Genomic DNA, 12,748 nt, shown 5'->3' on the forward strand with positions numbered 1-12,748 from the left:
CTGCTCACCCGCTGTCGCAGCCGTCGAACTGTTCCGTCTCGGAACAGTCGCTCGCAAAATCTGCTCCGAGGCGGATCGGCGCGAGCACTCCCGAGATCGCAAGAACAATAGAAAGATCAGGCCGTTGTGCGCGTGGCACAGCCCTTGCTCAACTGTTCAGCGGGATGGCGATCGCGTCAGATCGACAGAATAAGAATTTTGCCGGGGAGGCGTTTAATGAAAGCGGCGGTGCTTCATGAGTTCGACGAGAAGCTGACGGCCAAGGAGTTCGTCAAGTTCGATGACGTAACTGACCCGAAGATCTCGCGCCCGATGGACGTGATCGTGCGCATCGGTGGTGCCGGCGTCTGTCGCACCGATCTGCACATCGTTGAGGGCATTTGGCGCAGCAAGGTCGACGTCAAGCTTCCATACATCATGGGCCACGAGAACGCCGGTTGGGTCGAAGCGATCGGCCCGGGTGTCGAAGGGATCAAGGTTGGCGACAGCGTAATTTGTCATCCGCTGGTGACCAGCGGGCATTGTCTCGCGTGCCGGCGCGGCGACGACATGCATGCGCTGGACAGCTCGTTTCCCGGCATCAACGCCAATGGCGGCTATGCGCAGTATCTGCTGACGGGACTGCGCTCCCTGATCAAGCTGCCGAAGTCGCTCGCACCGAAGGATGTTGCTCCCTACACCGATGCCGGGCTGACGGCTTATCGCGCCGCGAAGAAGGCATCCCGTCATCTGTTGCCCGGCGAATATGTCGCGGTGATCGGCGCCGGTGGGCTGGGCCATATCGGCATCCAGGTTCTCGCCGCGCTCTGCGCGGCGGAAATCATCGTCGTCGATCGCGCCGAACAGTCTCTCGAACTCGCCAAGAAGTGCGGTGCACATCATGTCGTGAAGGCAGACGGCAACGAAGTCGAGGCGGTGCTGGCGCTGACCGACGGGCGCGGCGCGGAGGCCGTGATCGATTTTGTTGGCGAGGGTGACGCTATCGCCAAGGGCCTGTCGATGACAGCGAACGCCGGCTACTACTACATCGTCGGGTACGGTGGGAAGATCGATATCCCGACCATCGACATGATCACATCGGAAAAGACCATCGTCGGCAACCTGGTCGGCACATACGCCGAGCTGGTGGAGCTGATGGCGCTCGCGGATCGCGGCCTCGTCGAACTCCACACCAAGGAATACAGGCTGAGCCAGGCCAATGACGCGCTTCATGATCTGCATCATGGACGCATTCATGGCCGTGCGGTCCTGATCCCGTAGGGCATGTGCCGCGACATGCAAAGCCTCGGTCCAGATCATCGAACGAGAGTGGCGCGAGTGACAAAGGACAGCCGATGCCGGCCACCGATCACCGCCGAGGAAGCCGCTGAATTGCAGCGCGCCCGCGATCGGATGATTGCCCGGGACAGGCTGATCGACGAGATGGTCGATAACAACGAGATGCAAGTCAAGAATGAGTACGCGCGCGGCGGAGCCGAAATCGAATTCGCGTGCGCCGTGCGTAGCGCGGCGCGCGCCGACGCCGGAAGCGACGCGCATGCTGAACTGGAGCGAGCGATCGCGCGCCTGGAGATGCTCCGGGAGGAGCATCGACGCCTGGTGGCCGAGCGTGAATGGCTCGACACGTCCCTGCTGGAGATCGACAACGGTCCTTCGTCCGGCGACCACCAACGTTCGGGGCACGCATGATGAGCAGGAACAACGCAACCATGATTGCATCAAAGCAACAGGCACAAATGCCGTCTCCGCAACCGGACATGAGCGAGGAAGCCGGGTCGAAAGACGCCTTCTTCATTCAGCTGGCCGAGATCGCGGAGGCCATGATCGCCGCGCACGGCAGGGATTTCGCTACTGGTGCGTTGGTCCTCTCGGCGAAATTCGTTGCCGAAGGCAAACCTCTCATCAAACGAGCCAACGGAGGTGACGAGACCGTCAGCGCCGAGAAATCGGGCTGACGCGAAACGACGAGTCAGCAGATCAATCAATCCATTTAACGGACTTAAAGTGTGTTTTGCGGCGGAGAATTTCAACAACGCGATCCAGGGGTTTGACCCGGAACCGAAGCGAGAATGCCGAAGATAACGCAACGTTCAAAGGAGCTGGAAATGTCTGCAAGTCTGACACTGAACAAGATCACCGCGCAGAAGGGGATCAGCATCGCTGAAGCGGCCAACCGCGTCGCGGACCTTGGTTGGACGCCAAGCTACGTGCAGGAGGCGATGACGTTCCCGACCGACTACAAGATCTCGAAGACACCGCGCGACCCGATGAAGCAGGTCCTGCGGTCATACTTCCCGATGCAGGAAGAGAAAGACAACCGCGTCTATGGCGCGCTGGATGCGGCGTTGCGCGGCGACATGTTCCGCAATGTCGAGCCGCGATGGGTCGAGTGGATGAAGCTGTTCCTGGCGATCATCCCGTTCCCGGAGATCTCGGCGGCGCGTTCGATGGCGATGGTCGGGCGGTTGGCGCCCGGCGAGGAATTGCGCACCGGATTCACCATGCAGATGGTCGACGAGTTCCGGCACTCGACGATCCAGATGAACCTCAAGAAGTGGTACATGGAGAATTACATCGATCCAGCCGGGTTCGATATCACGGAAGCCGCGTTCGGCAAATGCTATGCGACCACGATCGGCCGCCAGTTCGCCGAGGGCTTCCTGACCGGTGACGCAATCACCGCGGCCAACGTCTATCTGACGGTCGTCGCGGAAACCGCCTTCACCAATACTCTGTTCGTGGCGATGCCGTCGGAAGCGGCGCGCAACGGCGACTATGCATTGCCAACCGTGTTCCTGTCGGTCCAGTCGGACGAATCCCGTCATATCGGCAACGGTCACTCGATGCTGATGGCGATGATCAACGATCCGTCGAACCACCAGCTGCTGGAGCGCGATCTGAAATACGCCTTCTGGCAGAATCACGCGATTGTCGATGCCGCGATCGGGACGTTCATCGAGTACGGCACGACCAACCGCGACAAGAACAAGGAGTCCTACGCCGAGCTCTGGCATCGCTGGATCTACGAAGACTATTACCGGACCTACATGCTGCCGCTCGAGAAGTACGGCATCAAGATCCATCACGATGACGTCGCCGCCGCCTGGGATCGGATCGTCAAGAAGAACTATGTCCACAAGACCGCGCAGTTCTTCACGGTCGGATGGTCGGTGAACTTCTGGCGGATCGAGGCCCAGACCGAGCGTGATTTCGAGTGGTTCGAGCACAAATATCCGGGTTGGTACGCCGAATTCGGCGATTTCTGGAAATGGCACGCCAAGCTCAGCGTGCCCGGCGAGACCAACATCCTCTTCAACAGCGAGGTGGGCTATTCATACCCGCATCGCTGCTGGAGCTGCATGGTCCCTTGCCTGATCCGCGAGGACTTCGTCTGCGACGAGGTCGACGGCAAGATCTACACTTACTGCTCCGAAGGTTGCCGTTGGACCCACAAGGTGGCGTTCGCCGCGGAATACGAGGGCCGCGCGACGCCGGCAATGGGCCGCTTCAGCGGTCGCCGTGAATGGGAGGACTGCTATCACGGCTGGGACGTCGCCGACGCGATCAAGGATCTCGGTTTTGTCCGGCCCGACGGCAAGACCATGATCGCGCAACCCCATCTGCGCTTCGACTCCAAGGACATGTGGACGCTCGATCACGTGCGCGGACACACGCTTGGTAGTCCGTTGCGTGGCTTCAGAGCGCTTTCGCCGATCGAGCGCGAGGTGGCGACGGCCGAATACCGTAAGGGCTTCAAGATCAATCCCTGCCACTAAGCAGATGATGAGGGGGAGGGGCCGCCTTTGGCGGCCCCTCTTGCCGGGACCGGCAACGGTTTGCCGATCGTTCTGTACAACTGCCACGACGACAGGGCCGGGATCATGACGGACGTGCGGGTTCACATGGTTCGTTTCGAACCAGTGGGTATCGAGATGGAAGTGGAAGAGGGCGAGACCGTCCTGGATGCCGCGTTTCGTCAGGGCATCTCGCTGATGCATGGCTGCAAGGAAGGTCAGTGCGGCAGCTGCAAATCAAAGCTGGTCGAGGGGGACATCGAGCTTCTGAAATACTCGACCTTCGCCCTGCCGGACTACGAGAGCGAGACCGGCCACATCCTGCTGTGCCGGACGCATGTCTACAGCGACATCAGTGTTGAATTGCTCAACTATGACGAAGACCTGCTCAGCCGTTCGATCGCGGTGAAGGCATTTTCCGGCCGCGTGGCAGGGATTAGCGCGCTGACGTCAGACATCAGATTGCTGGAGATCGAGATCGAGAGGCCGATGAAGTTCTGGGCCGGCCAGTACGTCGATCTGACGCTTCAGGATGGCACCATCACCCGCGCCTTTTCGATGGCGAACCCGCCCGGAGAAGGCATCAATCTCCGCTTCATCATCAAGAAATATCCGAACGGGGCGTTTTCGTCCCAGCTTGATGGGAAGTTGGCCGTCGGCGACGCCGTGATCGCCAAGGGGCCGTATGGCACCTGCTTCCGGCGCGAAGAACGTCCGGGGCCGATGCTGCTGATCGGCGGCGGCTCGGGCATGTCGCCGTTGTGGTCGATCCTGGCCGATCACATCGGGAGTGGCGAGCAGAGACCGGTCCGGTTTTTCTACGGAGCGCGTACCCGCGCCGACTTGTTCTACCTCGATGAACTCGCGGCCATCGCGGCGCGGCTGAACGATTTCAAATTCGTGCCGGCACTGTCGCATGCGGAGACGGGTGACGGCTGGGACGGCGAGACCGGACTGATCCACGAGGTCGTGCTGCGCCATCTGCGCGAGGAGAAGCTGAGCGGCGCCATCGACGCCTACGCGTGCGGGCCGACGCCGATGATCGACGCCGTATTGCCCGTGCTGCAAATGAACGGCGTCGAGCCGGACCACATCTATTTCGACAAGTTTACGCCGGCGGTGCGATGACGGCGTTCGAGGTTCGTCGCAGAACAAAATGGCAGAAAGGGAGTAAGCAATGAGCGCGCAAACGAGCAGAGCAGCAGCGACCAAGCCTGCGGCAATCGTCAAATCCGGAGCCGCGGGGGCCGCGGTTTTCCCGGGCTCCGACAGCCGCAAATACAACTACTTCGAACCGAAGGGGCGCAAGGCGACCCATTACGAAGACATGACGGTCGATGTTCAACCCGATCCGGAGCGCTATCTGCTGCAGGATTGGATCATCTCATTCCCTGACGGAACGCCGACCTACTCCAAGGACTGGACGGCGGCAAAAAGCTCCAACTGGCACAAATTCCGGGCTGTCGACCAGGAGTGGGAGCGTACCCATTACCAGCGCCAGTCGACGATCTGCGGCATGGTGCAGAACACCATCGAGAATGGCCGGAAATCGGGCGCGCCGACCCGCTTCGATCCCGCCTGGGTGAAGATATTGCAGAACCATCTCGGAGCCTACAAGCATGCCGAGTTCGGTCTCGGCACCTCGACGATGCAGGCGCAGCGTTACGGCTACACGCAGATGGTCAACAATGCGATCTTGACCAACTCGTCCTACAAGCTTCGCTTCGCGCAGGACATCACTCTTTATCTGAGCGAAATCGGCCTCGACCTTCCAGGCTTCGACATTGCCGCCGGCAAGAAGCACTGGCTGGAAGATCCGATCTGGCAAGGCGTGCGCAAGTCGGTTGAATCAGTGATGGGTTCAAACGACTATCTCGAGCAATATTTTGCGACCAATGCGGTGTTCGAGCCGCTGGTCGGCGAACTCTTCCGCTCAGGCTTCCTGATGCAGGCGGCGTCTGCGCAGAACGACTTCATCACTCCGGCTGTCGTCTCCGCTGCGGAAGCCGACTATGAGCGCAATCTCGCCAACACCGTCGAGCTGTTCCACATCCTCGGCACTGATCCGACCTTCGGGGCGCAGAACCTTGCGTTGTTCAACAAATGGTTGGCCAATCATGCCGATCTCGCGCTCGATGCCGCCAATCATTTGCAGCCCATCTGGTCGCAGCCTCGGGTCAAGGTCGCGGCTTTCGCCGATGCCATGGCACACGCGAAGAATCGTATCAGGGGTATCGCCGCCGAGCTTGGCCTGACGGTTCCGGCCGGACTGGCGTCGTAATCGGCATCGCTTCACGCCCTCACACTCAATCCTTCTGGAGACCGACATGCTGCACGAGAATGACAACATCTTCAAATCGATGAAAGACATCACGTTCGAGGACACGGTGTCGCATCAATGCGGAGTGACAATGAACGATAGCGTCGAGGCGCGCGCTATCGCCGAAGTCATGAGCCGTCATGAACACATCAAGGTGACCTACATGCCGGCGATGATCCGTATCGATGGCGACGGCAAGATGGAATTCAAGATGGATGAGATTTCCGAGGAGTTGGGCCGCGTCATGACCCCGCATCTCTTCGAGATTTCAACCTCGACGCATTACGGCCGCATGGTCATGACGGATGACAACACCGTCATGCTGTTCGGCGACATGAACGAGATGATGAAATACATCGTTTAATGATCGCCAGCGAACCAGCCTGGCCGGCACCAGAGCCGGCCGGGCTCATTTCGACGACATCAATCGCGCCTCACAACAATACGCAATATCCAGCGGAGCGGGAGTAACGCCATGTACAGGACGGCCAAGGGTGAAGAGATTTTTGTCATCGATGGGCATACGCATTTCTGGGATGGTAGCCCGGCCAACCAGAAGAACATCCACGGCAAGCAGTTCATCGACTGCTTCTACGCCTATCACTCGAATCTGAGCCCACCGTCGGAGAAATGGGAGAAGGAGAAGTTCGAGAAGTACGACGCCAAGACGATGTTCGACGACCTGTTCGTCACCGGTTACGACGACATGGCGATCCTGCAGCCGACCTATCTCACCGACTTCTACAAGAACGGCTTCAATACCACCGAACGAAACTCGGCGATGAAGAAAAACCATCCGGACCGCTTCATCCTGAACGGCGCCTTTGACCCGCGTGACGGTACCAAGGGAGTCGAAGACCTTCATGCGCTCGCCGAGAAGCACAAGCTGAAGGGTGTCAAGCTTTACACCGCCGAATGGCGTGGCGAGTCGAAGGGCTACAAGCTCACCGACAAGGCGTCCTACCAGTATCTCGAGGCGGCGCAGAAGCTCGGGATCAAGAACATCCACGTCCACAAGGGGCCAACGATCATCCCGTTGAACCGGGATGCGTTCGATGTCGCCGATATCGATGACGTCGCCACCTCGTTCCAGGATTTGAACTTCATCGTCGAGCATTGTGGCTTGCCGCGCCTTGACGACTTCTGCTGGATCGCGACCCAGGAAACCAATGTCTATGCCGGCCTCGCGGTGGCGTTGCCCTTCATCCATTCGCGGCCGGGGTACTTCGCCCACGTCATTTCCGAACTGCTATTCTGGGTCGGACCGGACAAGATCCTTTACGGCAGCGATTATGGCATCTGGACGCCGAAATGGCTGATCGACAAGTTCATGGCATTTGAAATTCCGGCCGACGTCACCAAGGAGACCGGTTCGGTGCTGTCGATGGAGACGAAAATCAAGATCCTTGGTCTCAATGCCGCGCGTATCTACGGCATCGATGTCGAAGCGCAGAAGAAGAAGATCCAGGCGGGCGGCGGTTATGCCCACTTGCCCGAAGCTGTTCACGCGCCGAGGTGATGGCCATGAAGCGTGGCGTTGAGGGGAGGGAGCGGCCGAGAAGCCATTCGTCAGATGACAGGCAGGCGCAGATATGGGCCTGCCTGCGAGACGTGATGGACCCGGAACTCGACGAGTCCGTCATCGACCTGAATTTCGTGACCAGGGCCGATGTCGACGCGAAGGATCGGGTCCACATCGAGTTCCGCTTGCCGACCTATTGGTGCGCTGCCAACTTTTCGTTCCTGATGGCGGACGACATGCGCCGGTCCATCAGCGCGTTGGACTGGGTCAAGGGCGTCAGCGTGGTCTTGGGTGAGCACATGTATGCCGACAAGATTAATGCGGGCCTCGCGCAGGGGCGCTCGTTCCAGGAAACGTTCGGCGCCGAGGCCGATGGCAGCCTCGATGATCTGCGTCAGACATTCCTCGTCAAGGCGTTCCAGCGCCGGCAGGTTGCGCTACTCAGTCACCTCGTCGCGCTGGGGCAATCGGCGGCAGAGATCGTGAGCCTGACGTTGACGGAGCTCGGTTGCCTGCCGCTCGACGATGCAGGTGAGACGCTGATTCAGCGCTATCTCGAGCGACGTGCCGTCGTAGGTCCGGCAAGCGGTGGTGAACCCGCCTTTGTCGATGCGAACGGAGCGCGGCTGAAAGCCGACGGCCTTGCCGCATACCTGTCGAATCTACGGCGCGTGGGCATCAATGCTGAATTCAACGGCGCACTGTGCCGCGGCCTGCTTGCCGCGCGGTTCGACCTCGACACACCGTTCGTACCGAAATCGAGGACGATGCCGGCGTCGCCGGGCACGTAACAGGTGCCGTGATGCGGGTGCGCAGCATCGATAACAAGTCCAGACCAGACGACCTCAAGGCAAAGTCGGGATATAGAATGCCGAAGATCATGTTGCACGATGAAGCTGCGCGGGCCGCGCTGGGCCGGGGCGTCGCCAAGCTCGCCAAGGCGGTACGCGGAACGCTGGGTCCGAGGGGCATGAACGCGATCATGGACCGACCGATCGGCACACCGATCGTGTCGCGCGATGGCGTCAGCATTGCCAGCGAAATCGAACTTGAATGCCCGTTTGAGAATATGGGCGCGCAGGCGTTGCGTGAGGTTTCAGCGCGAACCAATGAGGTAGCCGGGGACGGCACCACCACGGCCACCGTGCTGGCCGATGTTCTTGTGCAGGAAGGCCTGAAATGTTTAGCGGCCGGCGCCAATCCGGTCGAGCTGGTTCAAGGGCTGGAGCTGGCGGTTAGTGAGACCATCACGGCGTTACGACGGTCGGCGAGACCGCTGCAGGGGTCTGCTGGCCTGCGGGCTGTTGCGAGCATTGCCGCCAACGACACAGCGCTTGGCGATATGGTCGGCGAAGCCTTCGAACGTGCCGGCAATCACGGAATCGTCGCGGTGGAATTTGGCAACACGGTCGAGACGACGCTGGAAATCGTTGAAGGCATGGCCTTCGATCGCGGCTATCTTTCACATCATATGGTCACCGATGTCGAGAAAATGCAGGTGGTTCTCGACAGTCCGTTCATCGTCATGACCGATCTCAAGATCCAGACCGGGGAGCAACTGGCTGGTGTGATCTCGCTCATCGAAAAGAGCGGGCGACCTTTGCTGATCATCGCCGAGGAAGTGGCGCCATCTGTCATCATGCAATTGCTGGCGCGTCGGGAGAAATCCAATTTCAAGGTTGCCGCGATTCATCCGCCGGAGTTCGGCCATTGGCGCAAGGCGATGCTCGAGGATATCGCGATCGCGACCGGAGGGCGCGTTATCTCGGCCGATCTCGGCGGGAGGCTCGAGAAGGTGGAGCTGCACGACCTCGGGTCCGCGCGCCAAGTGCGCATTTCCGCCTCGAAGACCCTGATCACGGCGGGAGGTGGCGATCAGAAGGCCATCGCGGCGCGACGCGAGCAGGTGTTGCGCCAATACGATGTCGCTCCCGAAAATATTGAGCGCGACAAGTTCCAGGAGCGCATCGCAAAACTGTCCGGCGGCACAGCGATGATTCTTGCCGGCGGCGCGACGCCGGTCGAGCAAAAACGCCGGACCCAGTTGATCGAGGATGCGATCAACGCGACCCGCGCCGCGATCGAAGAAGGCATTGTGCCGGGCGGCGGAGTGGCTTTGCTCAGGATCGCTGCAAGGCTCGACGAATTGATCAACCGTCTGGACGGAGGCGCCAGGCAGGGCGCCGAGCTGCTGCAGCGCGCGCTCAGTCGGCCTCTTTTCTACATTGCCGCCAATGCCGGTCTGAATGGAGAGGCGGAAGTTGCGAGAATTGCCAAGGCCACGAATGGCTACGGGCTCGACGTGCGCAATGGCTCGGCGGTCGATCTTGTCGAAGCTGGCATCATCGACCCGGTCAAGGTTTGCTACAGCGCGGTTCGCAATGCGGCATCGGTGGCCGGACTGATCCTGACGACTCAGACCTTGATCGCCAAGAAGCCGGATGACTACGATCCGACCGCTGGCCCGGCCCGGGGTGGTGGAGCTGAGCTGCTTTGAGCGGAGCCGATCATCGGTTCGAAGCGACCGCGCTCCGTCCATAGTAGGGCATGCTGCGATACTCGTAGCATCGGCGATTCGAGGCACTATGGCATCACTCGGGCTTCTTCTGCCCCAGTGCGCGATAGATGGTGTTTCTTGAGACGCCGAGGCGTCGCGCGGTTTCGCTGACGTTTCCGGCGGTCTCGGCATACACCACAAGGATTCGCGCGCGGTGGATGTCGTGGAGCGATCCGGACTCCGCTCCGGGGTGTTGAACGATGCTCTCCGCGCTGGCTTCGCTGATAGAGCCGTCCGCAGCGGCAAGGGTGAATCGCGCCAGGACGTTGCGGAGCTCGCGGACGTTGCCAGGCCAGGGACGTGCGGCGAGATGCGCAATGTCCGTCCGCGTGATTTCGCAATTCGGGTCGATCGCATTGAGCAGATGGCGAACGATGGCATCAAAGTCGTTGCGATCCCGGAGCGGTGGCAGGTTGACCTCGAGCGTATTGAGACGATAGAGCAGGTCGGATCGGAACCGGGCTTCGGCGATGGCCTTGTCCAACCTGGCATTGGTGGCGGAGATGAGAAAGACATCGACCTTCGATCTGACGCCGCCGACGGGGCGCACGGTCCAGTCGTCGAGCAGGCGCAGAAGCACCGCCTGCAGCGCGACGGGCATGTCGCCGATCTCGTCAAGGAACAGCGTGCCGCCGTCGGCCTCCTTGACCAGTCCAATCGCGCCGCCGCGCCGCGCCCCGGTGAATGCTCCGGCGGCATAGCCAAACAGCTCGCTCTCGATCAGACTTTCCGGCAGGGCGGCGCAATTCACTGGAACGAACGCGCCGGTCCGCCCACTCGCCATATGGGCGTGGCGGGCAAGCTGTTCCTTGCCGGTTCCGGTCTCGCCTCGGATGAGGATGGGCATCTTGCGTGCTGCCGCGGTCTCGACTTGACGGACGATGGCTCGGACCGCGGGGTCGTCCGCAACGAAGCCGGCGGCCATGCTCTGAAGAGACCGTGGTTCCGGCTTTGAATCCTTTCGGGCAGATGATGAGCTCGCGGTCTCGCGACCGTCAGATTCGGATCTCGATTTATGGACGTCGCGATGCGTGGTCAACTGCCGTCGTCGCGCATGCAGCACCACGATGGCGCCGATGCCGGAGCGTTCGTTCTCGACGAAGTTGAAGCTCGCGTTCGGAAGCAGCTCCTTCAACCTGCTCGGCCACTCATCGAAGGGAACCGTCTTCAAAAAGCGGGTTGGCGCGTCGTTGTAAATGCCGTGGCGATCATGCTGGAGTGCGTTCAGAGCACGCTCGGTGGCGTGGAGGATCGTGCCACGACGATCGAGCACGATGCATTCATCGTTCGCCCATTGCGATCTCCTGCCGAGAAAGCGGCACAGCAACTCCTCGTGTTCCTGTCGGACCGATTGGGCCAGAACGCTTTCCACGTGATGGCCGACCGCGACGGCCAAAGCCAGGCTCTGCGGATTGAAGGTGCTTGCAGGACCCGAGATGTCGACCACGCCAAGCAGTTCGCCATCGGTCGGGTCATGAACCGGGACGGCAGCGCAAGTCCACCGCTGCACCTCCGAGCAGAAATGCTCTGTACCGTGAATTTGGACAGGTTTCGATTCCGCTATCGCGGCGCCAATCGCGTTGGTGCCGATGTCGGCCTCGCTCCAGCGTCCTCCGTGTTCGAGATGGACTGCGCGGCCGGCGTCGATGACCCTGTCGTCGCCCTGCGTATCGATGATCAGCCCACTCGGATCGGTGAGGATCATGATTGAGTTTGCATCGCGCAGAAATGTTTTTGAGTTCTCGAGAGCGCAGCGGGCGGCATGACGGAGCGAGGCGTATTTGGAGCGATGACGAAACAACTCGGCGTCCGCGACCAGCGGCGCTCGCGCACGGTCGACGGTGACGTGATGGTTCCTGGATCGCTGCCACGACGCTGCGACCGATGATCTCAAGTCGGATGACAACGCTCCGCGCTCGACGAACTTCTCCCACGCCGCCAGCACTTCTCGTTGGTCCATCCCGGCTCCTCCGACGTGAAAGGTGCTGGACCCGCTCATGACGGGCCCTGCGATCATTCACCTGAATGCGGGGGAGTGCCTGCCGCAACTGCCGGTTCGCTCACGTAAAGTCCGACGGTAAGACCCTTCCCGGCCGCCGTGACGGCCGTCTGAATCGGATTCCATATCCGTCGCACCCGCCGTGAAGACGACCGCGCCTTCCGATCAAGCAACCCCTTCAGCGTTCCACGTCCCGAACGTCCCAGGCCTTTCTCTCAAGCCCGTTGACCGGATCAGCCTATACATTTTGAATGGTTCTAGCAAAGGTAGCGATCGAAGTTCCGCTGGGCCGCGGCTCGATCTGTTCGAAAGTCCGGGCTAGGCGCGCTGTAGTGCGGCGCAGCATCAGGGAATTGGGCGGCGCGCGCTAGTATCTTCGGTCATCCGCATGGGCCGCAGCTATGGACATCGGGGTGATTCACTTCCTGAAGAACGTGATGATGGCGGGCGGACTGCTCCAGATCGCGGCTTTCGGTGCGGGCGCTCTCAGCATCGACAACCGCGCGAAGAATACGGCGCCCTACACCGAAGCCGCCGTCACCAGCTAGGCTGAATT

At 60.6% G+C, this 12,748-nt stretch carries 12 protein-coding genes and 1 pseudogene; 11 read left to right on the forward strand and 2 right to left on the reverse strand.

The genetic code is table 11. The features are described 5' to 3' along the window. Window positions 1-216: 216 nt before the first annotated feature. The 10 genes from ACVJ5M_RS10500 to groEL all read left to right on the forward strand — a co-directional run bounded on the left by ACVJ5M_RS10500 (window position 217) and on the right by groEL (window position 10,133). Window positions 217-1,260, forward strand: coding sequence for an NAD(P)-dependent alcohol dehydrogenase (locus tag ACVJ5M_RS10500; protein WP_063981231.1), 1,044 nt, complete (start codon window positions 217-219; stop codon window positions 1,258-1,260). A 57-nt stretch (window positions 1,261-1,317) separates the two neighbouring features. After that, the gene (locus ACVJ5M_RS10505; protein ID WP_187387930.1) at window positions 1,318-1,689 is read left to right on the forward strand and encodes a hypothetical protein; all 372 of its coding nucleotides are present in this window, start codon (window positions 1,318-1,320) and stop codon (window positions 1,687-1,689) included. Further along, entirely contained in the window at window positions 1,686-1,955 is a 270-nt protein-coding gene (locus ACVJ5M_RS10510; protein WP_283017538.1) for a hypothetical protein, read from the forward strand. Before ACVJ5M_RS10505 ends, ACVJ5M_RS10510 begins: the two co-directional genes overlap by 4 nt. Before the next feature lie 150 nt (window positions 1,956-2,105). Then, on the forward strand, window positions 2,106-3,776 hold the full coding sequence (locus ACVJ5M_RS10515; RefSeq protein WP_028156528.1) for an aromatic/alkene/methane monooxygenase hydroxylase/oxygenase subunit alpha: 1,671 nt from the start codon (window positions 2,106-2,108) through the stop codon (window positions 3,774-3,776). Between the two features lie 105 nt (window positions 3,777-3,881). Further along, complete coding sequence (locus tag ACVJ5M_RS10520) at window positions 3,882-4,922, forward strand: 2Fe-2S iron-sulfur cluster-binding protein (protein WP_063986107.1); 1,041 nt, start codon at window positions 3,882-3,884, stop codon at window positions 4,920-4,922. Window positions 4,923-4,971: 49 nt separating this feature from the next. After that, window positions 4,972-6,075, forward strand: coding sequence for an aromatic/alkene monooxygenase hydroxylase subunit beta (locus tag ACVJ5M_RS10525; RefSeq protein ID WP_063981232.1), 1,104 nt, complete (start codon window positions 4,972-4,974; stop codon window positions 6,073-6,075). Between the two features lie 46 nt (window positions 6,076-6,121). Then, window positions 6,122-6,478, forward strand: coding sequence for an MmoB/DmpM family protein (locus ACVJ5M_RS10530; protein ID WP_028150059.1), 357 nt, complete (start codon window positions 6,122-6,124; stop codon window positions 6,476-6,478). Between the two features lie 111 nt (window positions 6,479-6,589). After that, entirely contained in the window at window positions 6,590-7,633 is a 1,044-nt protein-coding gene (locus ACVJ5M_RS10535; RefSeq protein ID WP_354099871.1) for an amidohydrolase family protein, read from the forward strand. Between the two features lie 5 nt (window positions 7,634-7,638). Then, window positions 7,639-8,427, forward strand: coding sequence for a metal-sulfur cluster assembly factor (locus ACVJ5M_RS10540; protein ID WP_256376462.1), 789 nt, complete (start codon window positions 7,639-7,641; stop codon window positions 8,425-8,427). Between the two features lie 77 nt (window positions 8,428-8,504). Continuing rightward, window positions 8,505-10,133, forward strand: a complete 1,629-nt coding sequence (gene groEL / locus ACVJ5M_RS10545; protein ID WP_354099872.1) for a molecular chaperone GroEL — start codon at window positions 8,505-8,507, stop codon at window positions 10,131-10,133. A gap of 94 nt (window positions 10,134-10,227) precedes the next feature. On the opposite strand, the gene ACVJ5M_RS10550 is transcribed toward groEL, so the two are convergent. Both ACVJ5M_RS10550 and ACVJ5M_RS10555 read right to left on the reverse strand, forming a co-directional pair. Continuing rightward, window positions 10,228-11,040, reverse strand: coding sequence for a sigma 54-interacting transcriptional regulator (locus ACVJ5M_RS10550; protein WP_283018934.1), 813 nt, complete (start codon window positions 11,038-11,040; stop codon window positions 10,228-10,230). A 576-nt stretch (window positions 11,041-11,616) separates the two neighbouring features. Further along, window positions 11,617-12,210 (reverse strand): annotated as a pseudogene (locus ACVJ5M_RS10555) (GAF domain-containing protein); the annotation flags it as partial. 383 nt (window positions 12,211-12,593) lie between these two features. Here ACVJ5M_RS10555 and ACVJ5M_RS10560 point away from each other — a divergent pair. Further along, window positions 12,594-12,740, forward strand: coding sequence for a hypothetical protein (locus ACVJ5M_RS10560; RefSeq protein ID WP_187388109.1), 147 nt, complete (start codon window positions 12,594-12,596; stop codon window positions 12,738-12,740). Window positions 12,741-12,748: the final 8 nt, after the last annotated feature.

The sequence above is a fragment of the Bradyrhizobium sp. S3.7.6 genome (genome assembly GCF_054061875.1).